This is a genomic window from Sporosarcina sp. FA9 (assembly GCF_051550205.1).
GTDB lineage: Bacteria > Bacillota > Bacilli > Bacillales_A > Planococcaceae > Sporosarcina.
In genome coordinates this window covers 3,077,125-3,103,108 of the sequence record NZ_CP188819.1, presented here as the reverse complement: position 1 = coordinate 3,103,108, position 25,984 = coordinate 3,077,125, and the positions used below count along the sequence as shown (strand labels likewise).

General features: G+C 39.2%; 20 protein-coding genes, 1 rRNA gene and 1 riboswitch. Of the genes, 16 read left to right on the top strand and 5 right to left on the bottom strand.

The annotated features are described in order from the left end of the window. Window positions 1–61: 61 nt before the first annotated feature. From ACP8HH_RS15775 to ACP8HH_RS15765, 3 genes are all read left to right on the top strand, one after another. The gene (locus tag ACP8HH_RS15775; RefSeq protein WP_438312926.1) at window positions 62–1,144 is read left to right on the top strand and encodes a hypothetical protein; all 1,083 of its coding nucleotides are present in this window, start codon (window positions 62–64) and stop codon (window positions 1,142–1,144) included. Between the two features lie 188 nt (window positions 1,145–1,332). Next, entirely contained in the window at window positions 1,333–1,551 is a 219-nt protein-coding gene (locus ACP8HH_RS15770) for a hypothetical protein (RefSeq protein ID WP_438312924.1), read from the top strand. 98 nt (window positions 1,552–1,649) lie between these two features. Further along, complete coding sequence (locus tag ACP8HH_RS15765; protein WP_438312923.1) at window positions 1,650–3,323, top strand: ribonuclease J; 1,674 nt, start codon at window positions 1,650–1,652, stop codon at window positions 3,321–3,323. 173 nt (window positions 3,324–3,496) lie between these two features. On the opposite strand, the gene ACP8HH_RS15760 is transcribed toward ACP8HH_RS15765, so the two are convergent. Continuing rightward, on the bottom strand, window positions 3,497–3,661 hold the full coding sequence (locus ACP8HH_RS15760) for a hypothetical protein (protein ID WP_438312921.1): 165 nt from the start codon (window positions 3,659–3,661) through the stop codon (window positions 3,497–3,499). Window positions 3,662–3,738: 77 nt separating this feature from the next. Further along, on the bottom strand, window positions 3,739–4,710 hold the full coding sequence (locus ACP8HH_RS15755) for a polysaccharide deacetylase family protein (protein WP_438312920.1): 972 nt from the start codon (window positions 4,708–4,710) through the stop codon (window positions 3,739–3,741). Window positions 4,711–4,867: 157 nt separating this feature from the next. Here ACP8HH_RS15755 and ACP8HH_RS15750 point away from each other — a divergent pair, with 157 nt between their 5' ends. Beyond that, a complete protein-coding gene (locus ACP8HH_RS15750; protein ID WP_438312918.1) occupies window positions 4,868–6,445 on the top strand; it encodes an FAD-dependent oxidoreductase in 1,578 nt (525 codons plus the stop codon). An 84-nt stretch (window positions 6,446–6,529) separates the two neighbouring features. Here the strand turns inward: ACP8HH_RS15750 and ACP8HH_RS15745 are convergent, their stop codons facing one another. Then, window positions 6,530–6,955, bottom strand: coding sequence for a hypothetical protein (locus ACP8HH_RS15745; protein WP_438312917.1), 426 nt, complete (start codon window positions 6,953–6,955; stop codon window positions 6,530–6,532). Between the two features lie 65 nt (window positions 6,956–7,020). Beyond that, the gene (locus tag ACP8HH_RS15740) at window positions 7,021–8,094 is read right to left on the bottom strand and encodes a CdaR family transcriptional regulator (RefSeq protein WP_438312915.1); all 1,074 of its coding nucleotides are present in this window, start codon (window positions 8,092–8,094) and stop codon (window positions 7,021–7,023) included. A 193-nt stretch (window positions 8,095–8,287) separates the two neighbouring features. On the opposite strand from ACP8HH_RS15740, the gene ACP8HH_RS15735 reads away from it, so the two are divergent. The 3 genes from ACP8HH_RS15735 to ACP8HH_RS15725 all read left to right on the top strand — a co-directional run bounded on the left by ACP8HH_RS15735 (window position 8,288) and on the right by ACP8HH_RS15725 (window position 11,500). Continuing rightward, on the top strand, window positions 8,288–9,424 hold the full coding sequence (locus tag ACP8HH_RS15735) for a glycerate kinase (RefSeq protein WP_438312913.1): 1,137 nt from the start codon (window positions 8,288–8,290) through the stop codon (window positions 9,422–9,424). 13 nt (window positions 9,425–9,437) lie between these two features. Then, complete coding sequence (locus ACP8HH_RS15730; RefSeq protein WP_438312911.1) at window positions 9,438–10,784, top strand: GntP family permease; 1,347 nt, start codon at window positions 9,438–9,440, stop codon at window positions 10,782–10,784. A gap of 197 nt (window positions 10,785–10,981) precedes the next feature. Continuing rightward, complete coding sequence (locus ACP8HH_RS15725) at window positions 10,982–11,500, top strand: methylated-DNA--[protein]-cysteine S-methyltransferase (protein ID WP_438312909.1); 519 nt, start codon at window positions 10,982–10,984, stop codon at window positions 11,498–11,500. On the opposite strand, the gene ACP8HH_RS15720 is transcribed toward ACP8HH_RS15725, so the two are convergent. Beyond that, entirely contained in the window at window positions 11,497–12,306 is an 810-nt protein-coding gene (locus ACP8HH_RS15720) for a CPBP family intramembrane glutamic endopeptidase (RefSeq protein WP_438312908.1), read from the bottom strand. The genes ACP8HH_RS15725 and ACP8HH_RS15720 overlap by 4 nt on opposite strands. 86 nt (window positions 12,307–12,392) lie before the next feature. Between ACP8HH_RS15720 and ACP8HH_RS15715 the strand changes: the two genes are divergently transcribed. The 9 genes from ACP8HH_RS15715 to ACP8HH_RS15675 all read left to right on the top strand — a co-directional run bounded on the left by ACP8HH_RS15715 (window position 12,393) and on the right by ACP8HH_RS15675 (window position 25,635). Next, window positions 12,393–13,148, top strand: a complete 756-nt coding sequence (locus tag ACP8HH_RS15715) for an exodeoxyribonuclease III (RefSeq protein ID WP_438312906.1) — start codon at window positions 12,393–12,395, stop codon at window positions 13,146–13,148. 88 nt (window positions 13,149–13,236) lie between these two features. Next, a complete protein-coding gene (locus ACP8HH_RS15710) occupies window positions 13,237–14,706 on the top strand; it encodes a nicotinate phosphoribosyltransferase (RefSeq protein ID WP_438312904.1) in 1,470 nt (489 codons plus the stop codon). Window positions 14,707–14,718: 12 nt separating this feature from the next. Next, the gene (gene nadE / locus ACP8HH_RS15705) at window positions 14,719–15,546 is read left to right on the top strand and encodes an ammonia-dependent NAD(+) synthetase (protein WP_438312903.1); all 828 of its coding nucleotides are present in this window, start codon (window positions 14,719–14,721) and stop codon (window positions 15,544–15,546) included. A 152-nt stretch (window positions 15,547–15,698) separates the two neighbouring features. Continuing rightward, window positions 15,699–16,643, top strand: a complete 945-nt coding sequence (locus ACP8HH_RS15700; RefSeq protein ID WP_438319217.1) for an AAA family ATPase — start codon at window positions 15,699–15,701, stop codon at window positions 16,641–16,643. Then, complete coding sequence (locus ACP8HH_RS15695) at window positions 16,644–17,858, top strand: DUF58 domain-containing protein (RefSeq protein WP_438312901.1); 1,215 nt, start codon at window positions 16,644–16,646, stop codon at window positions 17,856–17,858. Continuing rightward, window positions 17,855–20,044 (top strand): DUF4129 domain-containing transglutaminase family protein, encoded by a 2,190-nt coding sequence (locus tag ACP8HH_RS15690; protein WP_438312899.1) that lies wholly within the window; start codon window positions 17,855–17,857, stop codon window positions 20,042–20,044. Before ACP8HH_RS15695 ends, ACP8HH_RS15690 begins: the two co-directional genes overlap by 4 nt. A 225-nt stretch (window positions 20,045–20,269) precedes the next feature. Next, on the top strand, window positions 20,270–21,823 hold the full coding sequence (gene guaA / locus ACP8HH_RS15685; protein WP_438312897.1) for a glutamine-hydrolyzing GMP synthase: 1,554 nt from the start codon (window positions 20,270–20,272) through the stop codon (window positions 21,821–21,823). A 22-nt stretch (window positions 21,824–21,845) separates the two neighbouring features. Continuing rightward, a riboswitch (purine riboswitch) is annotated at window positions 21,846–21,947 on the top strand. Between the two features lie 126 nt (window positions 21,948–22,073). Beyond that, window positions 22,074–23,411 (top strand): NCS2 family permease, encoded by a 1,338-nt coding sequence (locus ACP8HH_RS15680; protein WP_438312896.1) that lies wholly within the window; start codon window positions 22,074–22,076, stop codon window positions 23,409–23,411. A gap of 671 nt (window positions 23,412–24,082) precedes the next feature. Further along, window positions 24,083–25,635 (top strand): 16S ribosomal RNA (locus ACP8HH_RS15675). Window positions 25,636–25,984: the final 349 nt, after the last annotated feature.

The window sequence follows — 25,984 nt, the reverse complement described above, 5'->3', positions numbered from 1 at the left end:
ACATAATTATGGTAACAACCGTCTAATGTATATAACTTAAATAAAAGGAGGGGTATTCAAAATGAAAGGAAAAAAGAGTTTTATAGTAACTGTCGCATTCATGCTTGGGTTCGGATTACTAATGCCTTTTTCGACGTATGCTTCATTAGAAAATACGGAAGGTGACGCTCAAGTTGAGCAGCTCATCAAAGGTTTAATTGTTGAAAACTGGGGAAATGAACTAATTGTTTTAGGTGAAGATGGTGAACGCTATCATGTAGGTCTTCATACGTTTACTGATGAACAATTACAATCTATGAACTTATTAATCGGTGCAACCATAGAAATAAACGGTGAAGTATTAGAAAGCGTTTCAGATTTTTATACATTTCAAGTATATGTAAAATGGCTTCCTATTGGAGTGACGGAAAATGACCTTCTCGAATTGGAAAGGCTTTACAATCAAGCGCAAGCTTTAAATAAGCAAGAGTTGTGGGAAGAGTCCTCTAATGTTTGGGGTCAAATCGATAAAATTACACAACCCTATTATCTCATTAATTGGGAACCAGAGGCATTTGAAGAATATATACGTTATTTTGAATATCCATTTACAAGTGATGACCGGGTTCTTTTAGAGAAGCTATATACTGAATGGATTTCACTAGTTAAAAGTGGCAAGGACGAAGAATCTAATATTAAAATGGAACAGTTTGATAAAGTTGTCAATAGTTATTATGTGGAACCAACATTTGAAGAGTATATTGCAGGTTCGGACCTCGTCATTTCAGAAGTGGATTTCCCTATTATTAAACAATTATATGAGGAAGCAATTCGAACGAATAATGATGAAGACTTTGAACAGGCAATGAAGAAATGGGAAGCGTTTGACTTAGCTATGCGACCGTATTATCTTATAGCTTACCCAATGCCGACATTTGAGGAACAGATTTCTTATTATGATTATGAGATCAATGAAGAGGATTATGTAAGGCTAGAAGAGATTTATGCGCAGATTATTGAACAAGAAGAGAATGCTTATTACGAGTCATTAGATGACTTATGGATGGAATACTACAGTATTTTAGATACTTACTTTACAGTTGATGTAAGTATCCCATTCCGTGCAGATCAAATTGTCATTAACGGCGAGTCTTTTAAAGCATAAGAGTATTGTATATAGGTTATAAAAACGGTGCCTCATCCAACACGAATTGACAAAGTGTTGGTACGAGGTGCCTTTTATTATCTTGCCATTTTTCTTGTTACTCATCGAAGGTTTCTCTAATTTTCAACGGTTAGTATGATAAACAATGGAGCATACTACAGCTAGAATGAAAAAAGGAGGCTGTTTGAGTGATTGAGAATTTTCACGTAGAAGAACCATTGTTTGAAGATCAGGTAAATGAGATCCATCAGTTCACGCTCACCTATAAAGGTACAGAATACCGAGGATTATTTGATGAAGGAAATATACAGTGGTTTCAACCGAAACCTGAAGACGATCTTGAAGAGATTTATGTGAAAGATGTAGAAACAAAGGTCCGTGGTTTAATGGGGAACTACTTGCAATAACTAAGAACCTATCTAATGGGTGAATGAATTCGAAAACTAATGAGCAGGAGCCCCCACTATTTCTGCTTCATATAATTGAAGAGAGGATGATTGTTCATTTGAGTACTTTTGACGAGAAATTATCGGTTTTCGCTTTAGGTGGCATCAATGAAATAGGGAAAAATATGTATGTTCTAGAATACGCAGATGATATCTTTGTGATTGACTGTGGTTCAAAGTTTCCAGATGAAAGTTTACTGGGCATTGATTTAATCATACAAGACATTTCATACTTAAAAGAAAACCAAGAAAAAATCCGTGCATTATTAATAACGCATGGACATGAAGATCATATTGGAGGAATTCCGTACTTATTAAAGCAAATCAATATACCAGTCTACGCAACCCGTCTAACGCTTGGTTTAATTGAATTAAGGTTAAAGGAGCACGGGCTTCTTAGGAATACCGAGCTAAATTTGATTACCTCTGATTCCAGTCTGGAATTCAATGAAATAGGTATCACATTTTTCAAAACAAATCACAGCATTCCAGATTGTGTAGGAATCGTTTTTCAAACACCTGAAGGAACAGTAGTGCATACCGGGGATTTTAAATTTGATTTTACACCTGTGAATAATGAAAATCCGGATATTAATAAAATGGCTGAAATTGGCGATAGTGGCGTATTGCTACTTCTATCTGAAAGTACAAATGCGGAACGTCCGGGATTCAATTCGTCTGAAAGTCTCATAGGAGGTCATATTGAAGAAGCATTCCGCAAAGCAAAAAGAAAAGTATTTATTTCAACATTTGCTTCCAATGTTCATCGAGTACAACAAGTAGTAGACGCTGCACAGAAGACAAACCGAAAATTGGCGCTTCTCGGTCGGAGTATGGTGAATGTCGTTTCTGTTGCTTCTGAACTTGGTTATTTAACGATCCCTGAAGGTATGTTGATTGAGAAACACGAAGTTAAAAAAATGGATTCAGAAAAAGTAGTTATTCTTTGTACTGGCAGTCAAGGTGAGCCAATGGCGGCACTATCACGCTTGTCTACTTCAAACTTTCGCCAAGTTGAAATAGACCCTGGAGATACTGTGATTTTTGCTTCAAGTCCAATACCTGGAAATGAAAAAAGTGTTTCAAGTATCATCGACAATTTGTTTCTTTTAGGAGCCAAGGTAATTTATGGTCCAGGAAGTTCAACAGGGATGCATGTTTCAGGACATGCTTTTCAGGAAGAGCTAAAATTGATGCTGACATTAATGAAACCGAAGTATTTTATTCCGATTCATGGTGAATATAGAATGCTGCATCATCATCGATTATTAGCGGAATCTGTTGGTGTTGAGAGAAAAAACATATTTATTATTAATAACGGAGATGTTGTCGATTTCAATAATCAAAGTGCACGACAAACACGTGACGTTGAGTCAGGGAATGTCTTTGTAGATGGCTTGGGCATTGGTGATGTTGGAAAAGTCGTACTGCGGGACCGAAAACTATTATCTGAGGAAGGAATGTTGGTCATTGTTATTACTATTAACAAAAGGGATGGACAACTTGTTTCTAATCCGGACACAGTTTCTCGCGGGTTTGTATATAGTCGGGATTCGGAAGAACTGATGGATGAAGTGAACCAGCTTATCATTGACAGCATCCAAAAATCAGAAACGAGTTCTGGAAGCCGTAGGAATGTTTTAAAACAAACTGTGAAAAAATCAGTTGAAACATTTTTATATGATCGAACAAAAAGAAGACCGATGATTTTGCCAATCATTATTGAAATTTAATTTAATGAGTGCTTAAATAGCCGTACATGACTGCAAAAATAGTATCAAAATATCACCCCTTTTAATAAAATTAGTACATTATACGATAAGGAGTATATCTTTATACATGATAAAACCGGCAGAAGTATGTACTTCTGCCGGTTGGTGATGATCATCCATTTATTTAGATTCGTTTAGCAGCGGTCGTTGCGTTGTTTAGTATTATTTTGCTCCTTCAACTTATCTACATCAAATGTAGAACCAAACTCTTCACGCATTTCGTTCTGGTTTTGTTTTTGGTTTTGATTTTGATTTCGGTTTTGGTTTTGATTTTGGTTTCTATTTTTGTTGTTTGTCATGGATGTTTCACCTCCGTACATCTACTATGTGCAATAGTGTATTTATTATTAATGGTAAATAAAACCTTTTAGTTGAATTAAGGCTTTTTACTATCCAAACGTTTTTCACTCATCAAGTCGCTTACAGTACCCAGTTGAAATCCTTTGTTTTTAATATCATTAATCATTGTCTCAAGACCTTCAGCGGTAGGTTTTGTAGGGTGCATTAGAATCATTGATCCATTTTCAACAGCGGATACAACACGTTGGACCATTTCGGCAGTTGAAGGTTTTCTCCAATCTACGGTATCCACCGTCCACAGAATTGTTTTCATCTTAAGTTCATGGGCGATATCAATTGTTGTTTGATTAAAACTTCCGCTAGGGGGTGCAAACCATTTAGGCGTTAGTTCAAGAGCCTCGTGAATTACATCGTTTGTCTTTTGTATTTCCATGCGTGTTTCTTCAGCGGATCGTAGTTTCAGGTCAGGGTGACTATAGGCGTGATTGCCAATTTCATGCCCTTCAAGGTAAATCATTGATGCCAAATGCGGAGTCTTTTTCACCCAGCTGCCGTCAAAAAAAAATGTTGCTTTAACTGCAGATTCATTTAGTGTTTTAAGAATTCCTGGAATATGCTCATCACCCCAGGCGACATTAATAAGCAAAGCAATCATTGGTTTTTCGGGATTGCCGCGGAAAATTGGTGATGGGTCTAAATCGTCCAAATGTATCTTAGGAGGGACTTCTGTGAAAATAATGTTTGTTTCGTCAAACTTTCCGAATGCCTTCATTTTTTTATAACTGGCTTCGAGATCGACGCTTAATCCGTTGTAGCCTGGAATCGCTTTCCATATTGGATCCAACTTTGCATCAATCGGCTGAATTTCATGTTCACTATTGTAACTCTCAATTTCCTTGTAAAGTTGATCTTCTTTCATTTCTGAGAAAACAGTCATTGAACTTCCAAGATTTGTTTTTGTAGTGCTCGGTGTCGGCAGGTTCATAGCAACGATTGATAAGAAAAAGATTGATAGGATTATGAGTGGGAGGAAGTATTTTCTTTTCATTTCATTTGATTTCTCCTTGCATAATATTTTAATAATGCGTGTTAATAATGTGTGTAATCGTAGCCTTCCCTTTCAGCAAAAGACTATACTGTTTTGTGATTAAGTGAAGGTTCTATGGGAATCCTAGTAATGAGAAGTATGGATTGGAGGATTTAATATGATTCGTAATACGAATGAAAATAGTTTGTTGCCCAAGGATACAGCGTCTTATTGGAGAGCAGATATGGAGTTTCCTGATTTCCCAAGTTTAAATGAAAACCTCGATGTGGACGTTGTTATCGTGGGTGCCGGTATAACAGGTATTACATCCGCTTATCTTTTGGCAAATGAAGGATTGAAGGTCGTAGTGTTAGAAGCGGACAAAGTATTGAATGGAACATCCGGGCATACAACAGCCAAAATTACTGCCCAACACGATCTAATTTACGATGAATTCATTCGGAATATTGGAAGAAGCAACGCACGAATGTATTATGAAGCGAATACGGAAGCTTTAAACTTTATTGCAGAAACTGTTGAAAAACATACAATCGACTGTGATTTCACTACACAAGACGCAACTATTTATTCAGTCACTGAGGAATTCAAACGCAAAATTGTGAAAGAAGCCGAAGCTTATGAAAAGCTTCATATTGAGGGTGGATTACTAGACAAGATTCCATTCGACATTGAGATTGAAAATGCATTAGTCATGAAAAACCAAGCACAGTTTCACCCGACTAAATACTTAGTTCATTTAATTCAGCTGTTTATCGATAAGGGGGGAAAAGTTTTTGAAAATACAACAGCGGTCAATGTTGAAACGGATGATCGGCCCACTGTTCTAACGAGTGGAGATCATCGTATCACCGCAAATTACGTTCTCGCTTGTACGCATTTTCCGTTTTACGAGGGAACGAGGCTTTATTCAGCAAGAATGTATGCAGATCGTTCTTATGCTCTTGCTGTCAAAGCGAAAAAGAAGTTTCCACCTGGGATTTATATAAGTGCTGATGAGCCAACTCGGTCTTTTCGGTCTGTAATGATGAACGGTGAAGAGGTTGTCCTCATTGTTGGGGAAAATCATAAAACCGGTCAAGGGGTTGAAACGATGGAACATTATAATGCGTTGGAGGAATTTGGCGAAAAGGTTTTTGGCCTTGAAGAAATACTGTATAGATGGTCTGCGCAGGATTTGGTGACTTTAGATAAGCTTCCATATATAGGGGAGATTACTCCGGGACAACCGAAAGTTTTGATTGCAACAGGCTTTCGAAAATGGGGTATGTCTAATGGAACCGCTGCTGCACTGCTCTTTCGAGATATGGTTTTGGGTAAAGAAAATAAGTTTCAGAAACTATATAAGCCTTCGAGGTTTTACGCCCATCCGAGTTTGAAAAACTTTTTAGTTCAGAATGCAAATGTCGTTGGACAATTAATCAAAGGAAAACTGGAGTCCTCGAGAACGAATCCCGAGGAATTAGAAATAGGGCAAGGTGCTGTCGTGACTATGGATGGCCATAGAAAAGGTGCTTATAAAGATGATGATGGCGAGTTGCATATCGTAGATACTACTTGTACACATATTGGGTGTGAAGTGGAGTGGAATAATGGGGATCGGACGTGGGATTGTCCATGTCATGGATCAAGATTTTCATATACTGGTGAAGTAATCGAGGGCCCCGCAGAAAAGCCGTTACAAAAATACGATTATAAAATGATAGATAATCTAACTTCAAAAGACTCAGGCTATTAAATAATCAACTGCTTGATGTTTATATTGTGAAGCGGTTGTTTTTATTAGAATAGAAAAACAGAGCCTTAATGGGCTCTGTTTTAGTTATTTATTGAGTTCTTTATAGGCAATCACTTTGATTGCTAAAATTTCTTCGTCCGTTAGTTTTCCGGACATCTTATTTATAAGTTCAAGCATTTCGTTTTGTGATATACCATTTTGAAATTGAGACTGTAAACTTTGTAACTCGCCAAGACCAATTTTCTTAATTAAAACACGGGTTGCTTGCTCTTTTGTTGTAAAAGGAAGTTGGCTTTCTTCAATGTTTGCGCCTTCTTCAACAAGTTCTTTTAGAGCTGGGTTCTGATTCAGTTCTTTCTTAAGAGTGTCGATTTGGCCACTGCTTTCTAATTCACTTGATACCGCACTCATTATCTTTTCAGAAGCAATATTCGTTCCAAAATAATAAAGACCATAACCAAGCCCGACGACTACGACTGCTAATGTAATAAGAAATTTAAAAAACCTCACATAATTCCTCCTACTGTACTTCCCATCAATATACTACAAAAAGAGTTTGTGCACAATCGGAAATATTAGACAAGAAGTAATGCGATTTTTAATACAAGGGCATCATGAAAAACAGAAGGATTGTAGCCCGTAATTTCTTCGATTTTTTTAAGCCTATACGTCATTGTATGACGATGGATTGAAAGTACACCAGAAGATTCTAATGTGTTTAGATTCAACTCGAAATAAACAGTAAGTGTATGAACTAATTGATCATTTAGGCCATTTAGGATTCTTTCAGAATATCGTTTTGAATTCGTATTGGAATTGCTTTTAAGCAGCGTTAATAACTCGATGTCGTTAAAATAAATAAGAGGTTGATGTGGATTGCCGAATTGCAATGCATTTTTAGCGGATACGTAGGAATGATGGATGCCCTCAAGGTCATTTACTGGGTACCCAACACCCACCCTAACGGAATTACTTTTCTTAATCGTTTTTAAAAAGCGGTTGAGTTTTGATTGTAATATTTTCTCATCAGTTGCACTATGCAAAACAAAGATTTCGTTTAATTGGGAATGTCCAATAAGAACGGTGTTTTTCTTAAATAAGTCTTCCATTTGTTCAATCAATCTTTTCGATGTAAGTTGGAAGTTGTCCGACTGAATCAGTAAAATAATAAACGGACCTTTTGTATGAAATTCCAATAAAGAAAGTCTTTCTAATACTAAGGGGGTAATAGGTCCGTTCCCAATCAGTTCTTCAAATAAAAGTTCTTTTAATTTCTGTTTCCATGCCGCTTGAGAAGTAATAAGGGATTGATGAACCATCATCTCGGTTGTCATCTGAACGAGTGTTGCAATGTCTTTAAGTTCTTTTGAATCCCCAGTGATGCCAATTACGCCAACCAATGCCTGTTGAAAACGTATAGGCATGTTTACGCCTGGCTTTGCCCCGTGCCATTCATGAAGATTGTCTTCGGTAATCCACAACTCTTCACCAGTTTTTGCAACGTATGCAGCACCTTCATGAATTCTCTCGATACGATCGCTTTCACCTGATGCTAAAATCATCCCATTCGTATCCATCACATTTAAATTACGCTTGAGGTGCACCATTGTTTGTTGAACGATAGTGTCAGCAAGTTGTTTGGATAGCATAAGTATCTCCTTTGTGTACAATTTTTCTGAATACCGAGTCAACAAAATTATACACTAAGTATAATGATTTTAGAACATTTTATTCATATAATCTATGTAAGCGTTTTATTAGCTCTAATCAGATGTTTATGAATAGATATTAGGAAAAAACGGGTATTAATCAAGTGTCCGAAAATTGTTAGGAGAGATTTTTTTGAAAGTAATTATAATCCCAGACTCTTTTAAAGGAAGTTTAACAGCAGCCCAAGCCGCAAAAGCTATGGCCGAAGGGATTTATGAATATGATCCTTCCATCATCCCTGTTTTATTATCAGGAGCAGATGGCGGTGAGGGAACGATGAGAAGTTTGGTTGAAGCAACAGATGGACAAACAATATCTGTTTTGATACAAGATCCCCTTGGTCGAAAAAGAGAAGCAGAATATGGCGTCCTTGGCGACGGGGAAACATGTGTGATTGAACTTGCCGAGGCATCGGGCTTATTGTTATTAAGTAAAATCGAAAGAAATCCATTAATGACCACATCCTTTGGAACGGGCGAACTGATTTTAGATGCACTCAATGCGGGTTTCCGTAAATTTATAATCGGTCTCGGTGGCAGTGCGACAAATGATGGTGGAATGGGAATGTTAAGTGCACTTGGCATGAAGTTCAGGAACAAAGAAGGTTTTGAAATACCTCAGGGCGGCGGTGCACTTTCAGAATTAATCGAAATAGATAGTACTCATTTTGATAAACGAATTTTGGAGAGTGCCTTCATCATCGCCTGTGATGTGGAAAATTCTTTTGTAGGTCCAGATGGTGCTTCAGCAGTTTTCGGACCTCAAAAAGGGGCATCACCAGAAATGGTTAAAACACTGGATGGCAACCTAAGGAAACTTGCGGATATTGTAAAGGACAGTACTGGAATCTCGCTTCATAATAAAAAAGGTGCAGGAGCTGCGGGGGGAGCGGGTGGTGCGTTTCAGGCTTTCTTTCAGGGACAAATGAAACAGGGAATCGAAGTTGTTTTGGATGCAATTTCATTTGAAAAACATATCCAAGATGCGGATTTAATAGTAACAGGTGAAGGTAAAACAGATGTTCAAACCCTATCAGGGAAAACACCTTTTGGTATTGCTAAAGTTGCCAAGGAAAAAGAGATACCGGTAATTCTAATTTCAGGAACACTGGAAAAAAATTGCAAAAAAGAGTTATCACATATTTTTACCGAACTCCACTCAATTACAGATGAAACAGTTTCGAGCGAAGACTCAATGAATGATGCTTACCGTCTCTTGCGAAAAAAAACAAAGTACGTCATAGCAGAGTATTTTAAAAAAATAATATAAAAGGGGTTTTGAGATGTTATTTTTAGTTATTACTTTAAGTGTTTTGTTAGTTGTAGTTTTGACAGCTGTTTTCAAAGTCCACCCATTTCTGTCGTTATTACTAGGAGCATTTGCAATTGGAATATTTTCAGGGATGCCGTTACTTGATGTTGTGGAAAGTGTAAACGATGGATTTGGTAGTTTAATGAAAAATATTGGTTTAGTTATTGTTGCGGGAACCATCATTGGTGTTATTTTAGAAAAGTCTGGTGCAGCTTATCGGATGGCTGAAGTTGTACTTCGAGTCATAGGGGATAAACGCCCGCAACTCGCTATGTCCATTATCGGATTTATTGTCTCAATTCCAGTATTTTGTGATTCAGGTTTCATTATTTTATCTAGTTTGAAAAAAGCTCTTGCAAAACGTGCAAAAGTTGCGATTGCATCCATGTCTGTTGCTCTTGCGACAGGATTGTACGCAACGCATACGCTCGTTCCACCTACACCGGGACCTATTGCGGCGGCAGGAAACATTGGTGCTGAAGGATATTTAGGGACAATTATTTTAATTGGACTAATTGTGGCAATTCCAGCAGCATTCGTGGGGTATTTATGGTCTATCAAGGTTGCTTCTAAAATTGTAGTTCCGGAGGATTTAGACGACAGTGGACTTGATTACGATGAAATTGTAAAAACATTTGGAGCAATGCCGTCTACATTTAAAGCATTCTTACCAATCGTACTTCCAATTATATTAATTGGGATTGGATCCGTAGCCACACTTGTTGGTGGAGATAGTGGTTTTAATAATTTACTTGTATTTTTAGGCAAGCCAACAGTAGCACTTTTATTTGGAGTACTTGCAGCATTCTTACTGCTTCCTAAATTAAATGAAGAAACACTAACAGGTTGGATTGGTGAGGGACTTACAGGAGCAGCGCCAATATTACTTATTACAGGTGCGGGTGGAGCGTTCGGAAAAGTAATTTCCAATTCAGGTATTGCAGATGTGATTGCAGAAATGAATATGAATGCATTAGCAGGTAGTGCGTTGTTCTTACTTGTTCCATTTATAATTGCAGCTGCATTGAAGACGGCACAAGGATCTTCGACTGCATCGCTTGTAATTACATCTACTTTAGTTGCACCTTTACTGCCATCGCTCGGAATTGAAGGCGCGATCCCACTTGCTTTAGTTGTTATGGCAATTGGAGCAGGGGCAATGACAGTGAGTCATGTGAATGACAGTTTTTTCTGGGTCGTCACGGAATTCAGTGGTATGACAGTTACAGATGCTTATAAAGCACAAACAGTGGCTACATTATTACAAGGTACTACAACAATTGTGGTCACAATGATTCTTTGGATGGTTCTTGTGTAAAAGATTGAACTAAAATAGTATAAAAAAGGCTAACTTAATGCAGGGACAATCTGCGTCAAGTTAGCTTTTTTGTTGCTTCATAAAACATGAAACTTATATATATACGCATTTTTCTGCTAAGATGTATGGTAAGGTAATTTTATTTATGTGAAGATTGAAAGTCTTTGGATAATGATTCGAATTGGGAGGTATGCGAAATGGAAAGTGAACTGATTTACTGGTCAATCCTTAACGATAAAGAGTGGAGTATGTATACTGCGGCAACGAAAGACGGGCTTTGTTATATAGGTACGCCAAATGCAGAATTCGAAGAGCTGGAAAAATGGGCGAAGAAACGTTTGCCAAAATACACTTTAATAGAAGATGCATCAAAATTGGCCCCCTATACATCAGAGTTAATAGAGTACTTGAATGGGGATTGTACAGAATTTACATTGAAAATGGATTTGCACGGAACACCTTTTCAACAATCCGTATGGAAAGCACTGCAAGAAATACCGTATGGCCAAACCGTTTCGTATACAGACATAGCAATCCGCATAGGGAAACCGAAATCCGTACGTGCAGTTGGAACGGCAACTGGAGCGAATCCAGTTTTAATGTCCGTTCCTTGTCATCGTGTCATTGCAAAAAGCGGTGCGTTAACTGGCTTTCGTGCAGGTTTAAATATGAAAGAACAGTTGCTGAAATTAGAGAAGGAAAACTCCTCTCATTAATCTTCTAATTGCTTAATTCGAGTAGGATCCAACCCTTTGGCTAAGCGGAAAACGATATACCCGACAAAGATGGAACTAATTGCGAGCATAATTAAATTCGGAACAGCATTTTCTATAATATCGGTTCTGTCTATAATATGAATCCAATCTGGCCAAGTCGGTGAGATGAAGGTAAGGGCGACAGCGATTGCGTTATTGAGCACATGAACCAAAATGGGAATCAGCAAGTTCCCGGTTTTAAGAAATAGCAAGGAAGTAATAACGCCAAAGAAAAAAGCACCAATCATATCCGAATGCAAAACTCCAAAAAGAATACTGGAAATTAGGACGCCGCCTGTTATGGACGTTTTCTTAATTAACCGATGCAAAATCACACCACGGAATATGAATTCTTCAATTACAGGTGCAAGAATGACGATAACAATGATTTCGATACCTAAAAATATAGGGCTCGAAGGAAGAGCATCAGTAGTTAAAATTAAATCTACGATTGATGGAAAGATTGAGTTTAACGAAAACAAAATGAGCCAAAATGTACCTAATGAAAATACGATACAAACAATAACGATACCGAAAATCGAAGGAATCCATCTGCCTACCCCTTTTGTATAAACGACTTTCCGAACTGGAACATGTTGTTGTTTAAATTGGTAGTTAAAATAAAAGATAAACGTAATGTAGAACAATAGACCTGGGATTGTAATTGAAAAGTCTGCACTTACTGGTAAGATGAAAAATACAATTCCGAAAAGAATAGATATAAGCGAAATACCGATCAAATGACGAATTCTCATTTCCGAAAACATATGAACAACTCCTATCTAACTTATTACTACGAAGAGCGATGGCGAAGGTTTCAAAATGTTCAATATAATAAAGGGGTTATATGTAAATGAAATTAGTATCATGGAATGTAAACGGCTTGAGAGCGTGTGTGCGTAAAGGGTTTCTTGAGTATTTCGAACAAATGGATGCGGACATCTTTTGTTTACAGGAAATCAAGCTGCAAGCCGGCCAAATCGATTTGGAGTTAGAGGGCTATTACCAATATTGGAATTATGCTTTGAAAAAAGGATATTCGGGTACAGCTGTATTTACTAAAGAAAAACCGTTGTCTGTCAAATACGGTGTGGGAGATTTGGAAGTTGAGCCCGAAGGTAGAATCATTACACTTGAATTCGAAAACTTTTATTTAGTAAATGTGTACACACCAAATTCACAACGCGACTTAGCGAGACTTTCCTATCGTTTGGAATGGGAAGAAGACCTGCTTTCGCATTTAAAACGTTTGGATGAAATGAAACCGGTCGTTTATTGTGGTGATTTAAATGTAGCACATACTGAGATTGATCTTCGAAATGCCAGGCCAAATATGGGGAACTCTGGTTTTACAATAGAAGAACGCGGGAAGATGACAACTCTTTTGAATGAAGGATTTACCGATACATTTCGGTACTTTTATCCGCAATTAGAGGGCGCCTATTCTTGGTGGTCTTATATGAGCAAAGTCCGTGAACGTAATATTGGATGGAGAATTGATTACTTTATTACATCAAAAAGAATGGAATCCTTATTAAAGGATGCAGCAATACATGCGGATATACTCGGCAGTGATCATTGCCCAATCGTATTGGAATTAAATGAATAGGTTTACGCGGAACTTATAGCATTTCGTCGAAATGTGGACAAATGGTGTATACTATAGATAACTAAGTGAGTGGAAGAAGGAGAATGACATGACTACGAAGTTCGCAGATGATAGCTTTGCATTACATACGGATCTCTATCAAATCAACATGGCTGAATCTTATTGGGCAGATGGTATCCAAAATCGAAAAGCGGTATTTGAGTTATTTTTCAGAAGGTTACCCTTCGGTAATGGTTATGCTATATTTGCTGGATTAGAACGTGTTCTTGATTATTTGAAAGATTTTCATTTTAGTGAATCTGATTTGGCGTATTTGAGAGAAGAACTTGGGTATAAGGAAGACTTTCTTTCTTATATAAAGGATTTGCGTTTTACAGGGGATGTCTATTCTATGAAAGAAGGCGAACTTGTATTTGCAAATGAACCCATTTTGAGGATTGAAGCCCCATTAATAGAGGCGCAACTCATTGAATCTGCTTTGCTTAATATTGTTAACTATCAAACTTTAATTGCTACGAAAGCGAGTCGCATCAAACAAGTTGTTAAAGATGAAATCGTTATGGAGTTCGGAACACGTCGAGCACACGAAATGGATGCGGCGGTTTGGGGAGCACGTGCGACAATTATTGGCGGGGTAGAAGCGACGAGTAATGTCCGTGCAGGTAAACGTTTCGGAATACCTGTAGCCGGAACTCATGCTCATTCCATGATCCAAGCGTATAAGAGTGAATATGAAGCATTCCATTCTTATGCGAAACGTCATAAAGACTGTGTGTTTCTTGTGGATACATATAACACGCTTAAAATTGGTGTTCCAACTGCTATTAAAGTAGCGAAGGAACTTGGCGACAAAATTAACTTTAACGGGATTCGTCTCGATAGTGGAGATATTGCATTTCTTTCGAAAGAAGCACGTCGCATGTTGGACGAAGCGGGTTTCACAGATGCAAAGGTTGTTGTATCTAATGATTTGGACGAGTACACAATTTTAAACTTAAAATCACAAGGGGCAAAAGTAGATATATGGGGGATTGGTACAAAACTAATCACCGCATATGATCAGCCTGCCCTTGGCGGAGTATATAAAATTGTTTCAATTGAAGATGAAACCGGTGATATGGTGGATACCATTAAAATTTCTTCAACAACTGAAAAAGTAACGACGCCAGGTCGCAAGAAACTATATCGGATTATCGATCGTGAAAATGGTAAAGCTGAAGGTGATTATATAACGATGCACGATGAAGACCCTTCGACTGAAAAACGACTTAAAATGTTCCATCCCGTTCATACATTCATTTCAAAGTTTGTAACGAATTTTGAAGCGATTGATTTGCATGTAAAAGTAATCGAAGACGGAGCGGTTATTTATGAAAATCCGACACTTCAAGAAATGCGGGAATATGCAAAAGAGAATTTAAACCTTTTATGGGATGAATATAAACGATCGCTTAATCCGGAAGAGTATCCCGTCGATTTAAGTCAGAAATGTTGGGAAAATAAAATGAGAAACATCGAAGAAGTGCAAGAAATGGTGGAGGACTTCATAAATAACTAAGGGGGTTTGACATTGACCACACTACAACAGAAGGTTATTGCGGAACTTAAAGTACGCCCTGTTATTCAACCTCAAGAAGAAATTCGCACATCCGTAGACTTTATGAAGAACTATTTAAGGAAACATTCATTTTTAAATGGATTTGTTTTAGCTATTTCCGGCGGTCAAGATTCTACGCTCGTCGGTAAGCTTGCCCAACAAGCGATTGATGAATTGAACACAGAAGGCAACACGGACCGCTATCAGTTTAATGCGGTTAGATTGCCCTATGGTAAGCAATTTGATGAGGAAGATTGTCAAGATGCACTTGATTTTATAAACCCATCTAAAATTTTTACAGTCAATATAAAAGAGTCTGTAGACGCTAGTGTTGCAGAACTATTAAAAGCGGGCGTGCTCTTATCGGATTATGCAAAAGGGAACGAAAAAGCTAGAGAACGTATGAAGGTTCAGTATTCCATTGCTGCAATGAGTAGTTGTGTAGTTCTTGGATCCGATCATGCGGCGGAAGCAGTAACCGGATTTTACACAAAGTTTGGGGACGGTGCAGCCGATTTAATGCCCATTTTCCGTTTGAATAAAAGACAAGGTAAGGAAATTTTAAAGGAACTTGGCAGCCCCGAACATCTTTATATGAAAGTTCCCACTGCCGACTTGGAGGAAGATAAACCCGCACTTCCTGATGAAATAGCACTTGGAGTAACTTATGAGCAAATAGATGATTACCTAGAGGGAAAACTTGTTCCGGAAGGCGCTCAAGAAAGAATTGAAAACCACTTTTTAAAATCACAGCATAAAAGGCATATGCCGATTACAGTATTTGATGATTACTGGAAATGAGTAGTCCCATTAATTGGGGCTCTTTTTTATTTACAATTCTATATTGTGTTTCTGCTTAAGTTGTAGCTGGGAAGGTTATCCTGTATTATAAAAGTGTGTTTTGTTAATTTTCGGATAAGTTTAATTCTGTGTGAATTGGGGGAATTTGAGTGATTCATAAAAAGCTAATTGAACAGGTTTTAAATAATATAGATAAAGTCATTATAGGCAAACGTGACATCGCCGAACTCAGCATGACAGCACTTCTTGCTGGTGGACACGTGTTGCTAGAAGATGTGCCTGGTGTAGGAAAAACGATGATGGTCAAAGCTTTGGCAAAATCAATAGGCGCAAACTTTAAAAGAATTCAATTTACACCAGATTTATTGCCGTCCGATGTTCTGGGTGTCTCAATATATAATCCTAAAGAAATGGAATTTGAATTTAGACCGGGACCGATAATGGGCAATATTATTCTTGCAGACGAAATCAATAGAACCTCGCCTAAAACGCAATCTGCCCTCCTAGAGGGAATGGAAGAATCCTCTGTGACGATTGATGGAGAAACAATGCTTATTCCGCAACCGTTCTTTGTTATGGCAACCCAAAATCCAATAGAATACGAGGGGACCTATCCTTTACCAGAAGCCCAGCTCGATCGGTTTTTATTCAAATTGAAAATGGGCTATCCAACGCATTTAGAAGAGATGGAAGTTTTACGTCGTGCAGAAAAAGACGTTCCAATCGATCTTTTAGAACCAGTCATCACACTAGGGGAACTCATTGGACTTCAGAAAGCGGTGAGGGATGTTAAGGTCGCTGAATCAATAAAGTCTTATATCGTGGATTGTACATCTGCAACAAGAACAAATCCTTATGTGTATTTGGGGGTGAGTCCAAGGGGTTCGCTTGCGCTTATGAGATCCTGTCAAGCATATGCAATGTTGAAAGGTAGAAGTTTTGTTAAGCCGGATGATGTTCAATACTTGGCTCCATTTGTATTTGGTCATCGAATGATCTTGAAACCAGAAGCTAAGTACGAAGGGATTTCAACAGAAGAAATAATTGACCGTATTATGACGAAGGTGCGTGTGCCCGTAGATAAGGTTTTAAATTAAATGAAAAATGCAATCAGTATCTTAGTTGCTCTAAGTCGGTTCTTATTTTTAATAATTGTTTTAGCCTCTGCATTTCTGTATGCAATGTTCCAAGGGGGGAAAGTAAGTTGGACGATATTTTATATGATTTTACCCTTCATCCTTTATTCGGGGGCATTATTTTTCTACCCTTTATCCAGCATTGCTGCGGAAAGAATTATTCGTACACCCATTGTTAAAAATGGTGGACGACTTGCTGTTTCGATATCAATAAATAGAAGGTTTCGTTTCCCATTACTCTATATGGTAGCAACTGATCAATTCGCGGATTCAAGTATTGCGGAACTTACAGATGGAAAACAGAAGCATCTTTTTATCTTTGGTATGAAAAACAAAGTCGAATGGGAATATGAAATTGAACAGATGCCTCGAGGTGAGCATGTTTTGGAAGGCGTCGAAATAGAACTGTCCGACTTTTTTGGTTGGATACGTAAAAAGTATTTCATTCCTCTGAAGCAAATCGTTCTCGTTTACCCTAAGATTTCAGATGTTAATTATATACCTATGGATACTCAATACGATCGCGGCACCATGGCTTCCCCGTTAAACCTTATAAAAGATACAACAATGGCAACTGGAATTCGGGATTATCAGTCTGGGGACCGTGTATCTTGGATCCATTGGAAGTCTTTTGCGCGAACACAAACGTTAATGACAAAGGAATTTGAAGACAGAAGATCGCAAGAATTGATTGTCGTACTTGATAGTAGACCTTCCGATGTATTTGAAGAACAAGTTGAACTTGCAGCTTCAATCGTAAAGGAAGCATCTGCTCATCAAGCAGGGTTGGGCTTTGTAACGACTGGTAGTGAACAATCATTAACATCATTTATTCAATCGGATGGACAACTGCAACGCGCACTTATTCATTTGGCAAAAATGAAACCGTCTGGAGATTCAACGTCAGGCATGTCTTCCCATCACGCAAGTGAACTTAAGCATGGGGGAAGTATTCTTTTGATAACTGGGAATCCCAATTGGGAATTCATCCAATCAGTTGTGGGGAATACTGGAAGTACACGTTCTTTTACTTGTTTAACAGTTTTGAAAGAAGACGGTAAGAAACATGAACATCTACTAGAGGATATTCGAATTGCAAAGCTACGTGGGGTAACGGTTAGAACGTTAACTCAAAAACAATTTCCGGAAGCGTTTAAAGAGGTGACTCACTTATGAAAGGTATCCGAACATCTAGATGGTTGCTTGGAATCTTATATATACTTGCATTTATCCTTTTAAGAGAATGGCTCTTACCAGTAATGGAACTTAGTGATACAAATCATCTATCGCTCTTTCTGCTATTCATTCTGCTCTCCTTTATTTTTTCACTTACACAGGTAAGCTGGTGGATATCTGCTCCTATTAAAATCTTATATGTGTTTGGAGTTATTCATTACATCTATTTAGACAAGGTGCTTCTATCAAAGGATTCTGTTCAAGTTTTACTTGCAAATATCAGTACGAATATTCCTATAATCATTAATGGGAACTGGGAAAGTATTACGGACCCGTTTCGAACAATTCTATTTTTTGTATTGTTATGGATGACTACTTATTTAATTCGTTACTGGATTGAAGTTCGGAAAAACATCTTCCTGTTTTACGCATTAACCGTTCTCTATATTGCGTTTATTGATACATTTAGCATGTATTCGGCAGATGGAGTTATTTTTAGGATAATGATTACAGGACTATTATTGCTCGGATTACTATACATTTCAAAGCTTGCCGAAAGGCATAATACTGCGATTTCAGCAGGAACGTTTGCGGTCATTGCAGTCCCTCTATTATTTGTAGTCGTTGGAAGTGGAGTTTTTGCGAATCTTCTACCAATAATAGGACCGATTTGGGCAGATCCTGTTCCTTTTTTAAAAGCTGCGGTTGAAAGCGGTAGGGAAAGTGGGGGTGGCTCGGGGAGTGGTGTTGCGAAGAGTGGTTATGGTCTAGATGATTCAGTTCTAGGTGGAGATTTTACAAAAGACGATACGCTTGTTTTCGAAGCGGAAGTTGAGCGGAAACAATATTGGAAAATCGAGACTAAGAATACGTATACTTCTAAGGGATGGGAACAGCGAACAACCAATGAAACACAAGAAATCTTTCCTCCAGGTATGGAAATGACGCAGCCGAATCATGGGACTGATGATGATGTGTCTGTTGCTGAGTTGGAGATGTTCGAAAAGTATCCTTTTTTAATTTATCCGTATGGAATGACAACGGTCTTTGCAGGCGATAATGTTTTATTCGTACACTTAATTGATACAGGTCAGTATCGAACAAAAATTGATGGCAGTGAAGGCTCGCTCGACTCTTATGGTATGCAATTTGAAGAGCAAGATTTCAGCTTGAAGGAATTGCGAGACACAAGGATGAATTGGATTGTTCCAAGTGAATTTCCTGAATTCCTGCAGTTACCAGAGGAGCTTCCCGAGAGAGTTAGGGATCTTGCAGAAACAATAACTGAAGAGAACGATAGCGTTTATGATAAAGCAAAATCAATTGAAAGATATTTTTCTAAAAATGGATTTGTTTACAACCAAAGCGATATCGCAACACCCACAAAGGACGAAGATTATGTTGATCAATTTCTCTTTGAAACGAAAAGAGGATATTGCGACAACTTTTCAACCTCCATGGTTGTCATGTTGCGCTCAATTGGAATTCCCGCGCGATGGGTAAAAGGATTCGCACCAGGTGAAACAGGAAGAAATGCAAACGGAGATAGGGTTTATCAAATTACAAATAACGAAGCACACTCTTGGGTAGAAGCCTATATGCCGGAAATTGGTTGGATGCCATTTGAACCAACAATCGGATTTGGTGGGCCTGCATCAATTGATTACGATATTGAGTTGGATTTAAGTGATCCAGAAATTCCGGAAAAGAAAGAACAAGAAAAGCCGGAAAAACAGGAAAATGAAAAGGTGAATGATTCTAAGGAAGGTTTCTCGGTTGTAGATTTGTTTGGTGGTATAGGTATATGGTTCAAGGCGAATGCACGTAACTTCCTAATTGGCGCAGCAGTGGTCTCGTTCATTGGCTGGAAATTATTTGCTGCAAGAAGGAAATGGCTTCCGAAGCTGCTTGTTCCGGCATATCGATTCGGTAAACAGGATTGGGATAATTATTCCAAACGATACATGAGCCTTTTAAAGCAATTAGATCGTTTTGGATTGAAACGTAGGAACAATGAAACCCTAACTACCTACGCGGATCATGTCGATGCCTATTTTGGAGGAAATTTAATGAAGCAATTAACGACTGCGTACGAAGAAGGTTTATACGGCGATGACACCCTAGATCATGATTGGTTGCATTTAAAGGAAATTTGGGAAGATTTAATCAATAGGACTTCAGGTTGATTTTTATTGTTTTTAGAAGTAAAATGAAAAAAAGAATAACCTAGTATGCCCTCATTGTAATATCTACAATGTCACTAGAAATTACTTTATAATGAAGGTGAATTCAGTTTGTTATAGGGTTGACTTCACCATTAAGTAGATAGAGTGGCGCGCGGAGAGCTGGCCTTTCTAGCGCGTTTTTCTTTTTTGAATCGTACTAGAATAAAATTGGAAGAGGTGGATTCATTGTCAACAGCTCCTTTGTTGGTCGAACAGGAAAAGATTGTAGTACTTGATTTTGGTAGTCCGCATAATACGCAATTGACACGGACGATTCGTGAATTCGGTGTGTATAGTGAATTACACCAGCATACAACGACCGCTGAAGAGATTAAGAAAATGAATGCTGTCGGAATTATTTTGTCGGGCGGACCATTTTCGGTTGGAGACGAAGGTGCTTACAGTATAGATCCTGAAATCTTTACAGCGGGTATTCCTATTCTTGGTATTTGTTACGGAATGCACCTAGCCGTAAATCATTTTGGTGGCCGGTTAGAAAAGGTTTCCAAGCGCACGTACGAAGTTGAAAAGATTTCTTTAAATACTTCTTCCAAATTATTCGAAGGTCAGCCTGAATCACAAGAAGTTTTTCTTAGCCTTGGTGATAAAATAACGGTACTTCCAGAAGGTTTTTCATCGTACGCCAGTAGTGAACCAAGTGAAATCGCTGCAATTGGTGATGACAATCGGAAAATATACGGAATTCAATTCCAACCAGAAGTTCAGCAATCTGAGCACGGCAGGGACTTCCTTGAAAAATTCATTTTTAATATATGTGAAGCAAAAAACAATTGGACAATGTCTGGCTTTGTAGCTCTTGAAATAGAAAGAATTCGTGCAACTGTTGGCGACCGAAAAGTTTTGTGTGCACTTAGTGGCGGCGTAGACTCTTCAGTCGTAGCAGCATTAATTCACCGTGCAATCGGCGACCAACTCACTTGTATTTTTGTAGACCACGGTCTACTCCGTAAAGGCGAAGCAGACGGAGTCGTTGAAACGTTTAGTGACAAGTTCCATATGAACTTTATTAAAGTGGATGCAAGCGAACGCTTCCTAAGCAAACTTGCAGGTGTTTCAGAACCTGAGCAGAAACGGAAGATTATAGGCAACGAGTTTATAGCTGTATTTGATGATGAATCGAAAAAACTTGAAGGCATTGATTTCCTAGCGCAAGGTACAATTTATACGGATATTATTGAAAGTGGAACAGTTACTTCACAGACGATTAAATCCCATCATAATGTTGGTGGTCTTCCAGAAGACCTTGAGTTCGAATTAATCGAGCCCCTAGCAGCATTGTTTAAAGATGAAGTTCGAGCGGTAGGTGCTGAACTTGGACTTCCAGAAGAAATTGTCAGACGTCAACCATTCCCAGGACCAGGTCTTGGAATTCGTGTATTAGGTGCAATAACGGAAGAAAAATTGGAAATTGTTCGTGAATCCGATTGGGTTTTACGCGATGAAATTAAAAAAGCAGGTCTAGACCGTTCAATTTGGCAGTACTTTACTGTGCTTCCGGATATTCGAAGCGTTGGAGTGACGGATGGTAAACGCACGTATGACTATGCTATAGGGATTCGTGCAGTGAATTCAGTAGATGGTATGACTTCAGATTGGGCGAAAATCCCTTGGGAAGTTCTACAGAAAATTAGTTCTCGAATAACTACAGAAGTACCGCATATCAACCGTGTACTCTATGACATAACGAGCAAGCCACCATCCACAATAGAGTGGGAATAATTACTAATCCTGAAAAACAGGATATATTGACAACTAAATAAATCGTATAAGTCTACGGATATGGCGTAGAAGTCTCTACCGGAACACCTTAAATGTTCCGACTACGAAAGAAGGATGAATTTTAATTCTTCTTTAATTTAAAATAGAGGGGAAATCCCTTCTATTTGAATTTGTAGTTGGGAAGCATACGATGAAATGTCGTATGTTTTTTTAATGCTTAAAATTCGAATTAAAGGAAGGTAATTATATAATGAAAAAGTATTTTGAATTTGATAAATTGGGTACAAGTTATAGACAAGAAATCATCGGGGGACTTACGACGTTTCTTGCAATGGCGTATATTCTAGTTGTAAATCCGCTTATGCTGTCACTCGATTCGGTGGCTGATTTACCGGAAGCGATGCGTATGGATAAGGGAGCGGTCTTCGTTGCAACAGCGCTAGCCGCGGCGGTTGGTTCACTAGTAATGGGTATTATAGCAAGATATCCGATAGGGCTTGCACCAGGTATGGGGTTAAATGCATTTTTTGCTTACACAGTTGTCCTAACATATGGTATCCCTTGGCAAACCGCTTTAACGGGCGTGTTATTTTCAGGACTAATATTTATTATCTTATCTCTTTCCGGAATACGAGAAATTATTATCAATGCAATCCCTGCACAGCTTAAATATGCAGTGGGTGCAGGTATTGGTCTTTTTATAACATTTCTAGGCTTTCAAAATGCGGGAATTATCGTGGCAGATCCTGCGACACTCGTAACACTGGGCGATTTATCGCAGGGGCCGACACTACTTGCTATTTTCGGGCTCGTCCTAACCGTTATAATGATGGTTCGTAAAATAAAAGGGGCAATCTTCTATGGAATGATTGCAACGACTGTTGTTGGTATGTTTGCGGGTCTTATTGATATCCCGGGAAAAGTCATCGGTAAAATTCCGAGTGTAGCACCAACATTCGGTGTGGCTTTCGAACCGATATTCAATGATCCAGCATCTTTATTTACAGTTCCGTTCCTCATCGTTGTAATTACATTTCTATTCGTTGACTTCTTTGATACAGCGGGTACGCTGGTCGCTGTTGCAAATCAAGCTGGTTTAATGAAGGATAACAAATTACCACGTGCTGGTAAGGCCCTTCTTTCAGATTCACTAGCAACTGTAACTGGAGCTATTTTCGGAACTTCGACAACAACTTCGTATATTGAGTCGTCAGCAGGAGTAGCTGCAGGAGCACGAACAGGTTTTGCCGCGGTAGTTACGGGATTACTTTTCTTACTGGCTTTATTCTTTTCGCCTCTATTAATGGTAATTACTCCGCACGTTACTGCACCTGCACTCGTAATCGTAGGTGTACTAATGGTTTCTACACTTGGTAATATTGAATGGAAACAATTTGAGATAGCAGTACCAGCATTTCTTACAATTATTGCAATGCCCCTGACATATAGTATTGCTACGGGTATTGCGATGGGTTTCATCTTCTATCCGATTACAATGATTTTAAGTGGTAGAAGAAAAGAAGTTCATCCAATCATGTATGGCATGTGGTTTATCTTCTTAGCGTATTTTATATTTGTTAAAAAGTAATACTTAAAACGACTTTTCTCTTGTGAAATCAGGAGAAAGGTCGTTTTTATTATTAACTGCACGTGAATGATGAAAACTATTTTAGGTAAGGAGTTAATAGGTGAGGATCTTTTCTGTGTGAAATGAAGAACGGAAAGCCTGCAGGTATGATGGTTAGCTTATTACTTGAAATTTTGGAGTAATGAGATATAATAAAGGTTCACTCTCTTTTTAAAGAACTTATTCAAAAGTGTTGACATTAGAATGAAGACTTGTTATATTAAGTGAGTAGCCAAAACAACTTAACAAATTATGTTTTGCGACACAATAAGACAATAAATAAATGAACCTTGAAAACTGAACAGCAAAACGTCGATAGAATTTTTAAACTCGATACACTTCGGTGTACAGAGTATAAACGTTTCCAAGTAAGCTGATTTCCGTCAGAAGAACAGAAACAACTGAAGGATTGAATTTCAATCCTTCAACATGACATCATTGAAGAATGGCAACATTTTTCATTAATGCCAGCATAGAAACTAGAGCTATTCAAGTTTCTGTATTCACTGGCGGTCGAGACGTAGTGCAGCACTAGGAGATGAGCGCGAGAAGGAGGGAACGTACTTTTGGGTACGTGACCGACTGATCAAGCGAAATCGACAACGTGATGTGCTGCGTATCGACTAGCCAGTATTATGGAGAGTTTGATCCTGGCTCAGGACGAACGCTGGCGGCATGCCTAATACATGCAAGTCGAGCGAATCTATTGGAGCTTGCTCCTTTAGATTAGCGGCGGATGGGTGAGTAACACGTGGGCAACCTGCCCTGCAGATGGGGATAACTCCGGGAAACCGGGGCTAATACCGAATAATCAGCACTCTCGCATGAGAGTACTCTGAAAGACGGTTTCGGCTGTCACTGCAGGATGGGCCCGCGGCGCATTAGCTAGTTGGTAAGGTAACGGCTTACCAAGGCGACGATGCGTAGCCGACCTGAGAGGGTGATCGGCCACACTGGGACTGAGACACGGCCCAGACTCCTACGGGAGGCAGCAGTAGGGAATCTTCCACAATGGACGAAAGTCTGATGGAGCAATGCCGCGTGAGTGAAGAAGGTTTTCGGATCGTAAAGCTCTGTTGTGAGGGAAGAACAAGTACGGGAGTAACTGCCCGTGCCTTGACGGTACCTCATTAGAAAGCCACGGCTAACTACGTGCCAGCAGCCGCGGTAATACGTAGGTGGCAAGCGTTGTCCGGAATTATTGGGCGTAAAGCGCGCGCAGGCGGTCTTTTAAGTCTGATGTGAAAGCCCACGGCTCAACCGTGGAAGGTCATTGGAAACTGAAGGACTTGAGTACAGAAGAGGAAAGCGGAATTCCACGTGTAGCGGTGAAATGCGTAGAGATGTGGAGGAACACCAGTGGCGAAGGCGGCTTTCTGGTCTGTAACTGACGCTGAGGCGCGAAAGCGTGGGGAGCAAACAGGATTAGATACCCTGGTAGTCCACGCCGTAAACGATGAGTGCTAAGTGTTAGGGGGTTTCCGCCCCTTAGTGCTGCAGCTAACGCATTAAGCACTCCGCCTGGGGAGTACGGCCGCAAGGCTGAAACTCAAAGGAATTGACGGGGACCCGCACAAGCGGTGGAGCATGTGGTTTAATTCGAAGCAACGCGAAGAACCTTACCAGGTCTTGACATCCCGCTGACCGGTGTAGAGATACACTTTTCCCTTCGGGGACAGCGGTGACAGGTGGTGCATGGTTGTCGTCAGCTCGTGTCGTGAGATGTTGGGTTAAGTCCCGTAACGAGCGCAACCCTTGATCTTAGTTGCCACCATTCAGTTGGGCACTCTAAGGTGACTGCCGGTGATAAATCGGAGGAAGGTGGGGATGACGTCAAATCATCATGCCCCTTATGACCTGGGCTACACACGTGCTACAATGGACGGTACAGACGGTTGCCAACCCGCGAGGGGGAGCCAATCCGATAAAACCGTTCCCAGTTCGGATTGCAGGCTGCAACTCGCCTGCATGAAGCCGGAATCGCTAGTAATCGTGGATCAGCATGCCACGGTGAATACGTTCCCGGGTCTTGTACACACCGCCCGTCACACCACGAGAGTTTGTAACACCCGAAGTCGGTGAGGTAACCCCTTGTGGGAGCCAGCCGCCGAAGGTGGGACAGATGATTGGGGTGAAGTCGTAACAAGGTAGCCGTATCGGAAGGTGCGGCTGGATCACCTCCTTTCTAAGGAATTTGTCTACGAGCAGATCATACTTTGGTATGTGAAGTCTAGACATTCGGAATATAGATCTCTGATCTATAAAATGAAGAGTATAAATATTCTTCGCTAACGACGTTTTGCGTTCAGTTTTGAAGGTTTATGACAGCCTCATTTGAGCGCTTTTTTGCTTGGAGAGCTATTGTTATAAGAAACTTCAAAACTTGTTCATTGAAAACTGGATAAAACGACATTAATAAAAACAATCAAGAATCAATCATGTAAATTAGTTTACTAATTTACAGTACCTTTTTAAGAATCTGGATTTGCATCGCTGCAATGAACGATTCGCTAAGTAGAGTTTGGAGACACAAG

Bases quoted from the DNA above. Each gene is read 5' to 3' on its own strand.
- ACP8HH_RS15680 (WP_438312896.1), top strand. From the start codon at position 22,074: ATGAAAAAGTATTTTGAATTTGATAAATTGGGTACAAGTTATAGACAA.
- ACP8HH_RS15710 (WP_438312904.1), top strand. From the start codon at position 13,237: ATGACTACGAAGTTCGCAGATGATAGCTTTGCATTACATACGGATCTC.
- ACP8HH_RS15725 (WP_438312909.1), top strand. From the start codon at position 10,982: ATGGAAAGTGAACTGATTTACTGGTCAATCCTTAACGATAAAGAGTGG.
- ACP8HH_RS15760 (WP_438312921.1), bottom strand. From the start codon at position 3,661: ATGACAAACAACAAAAATAGAAACCAAAATCAAAACCAAAACCGAAAT.
- ACP8HH_RS15740 (WP_438312915.1), bottom strand. From the start codon at position 8,094: ATGCTATCCAAACAACTTGCTGACACTATCGTTCAACAAACAATGGTG.
- ACP8HH_RS15715 (WP_438312906.1), top strand. From the start codon at position 12,393: ATGAAATTAGTATCATGGAATGTAAACGGCTTGAGAGCGTGTGTGCGT.
- ACP8HH_RS15695 (WP_438312901.1), top strand. From the start codon at position 16,644: ATGAAAAATGCAATCAGTATCTTAGTTGCTCTAAGTCGGTTCTTATTT.
- ACP8HH_RS15755 (WP_438312920.1), bottom strand. From the start codon at position 4,710: ATGAAAAGAAAATACTTCCTCCCACTCATAATCCTATCAATCTTTTTC.
- ACP8HH_RS15720 (WP_438312908.1), bottom strand. From the start codon at position 12,306: ATGTTTTCGGAAATGAGAATTCGTCATTTGATCGGTATTTCGCTTATA.
- ACP8HH_RS15690 (WP_438312899.1), top strand. From the start codon at position 17,855: ATGAAAGGTATCCGAACATCTAGATGGTTGCTTGGAATCTTATATATA.
- ACP8HH_RS15730 (WP_438312911.1), top strand. From the start codon at position 9,438: ATGTTATTTTTAGTTATTACTTTAAGTGTTTTGTTAGTTGTAGTTTTG.
- ACP8HH_RS15750 (WP_438312918.1), top strand. From the start codon at position 4,868: ATGATTCGTAATACGAATGAAAATAGTTTGTTGCCCAAGGATACAGCG.
- ACP8HH_RS15775 (WP_438312926.1), top strand. From the start codon at position 62: ATGAAAGGAAAAAAGAGTTTTATAGTAACTGTCGCATTCATGCTTGGG.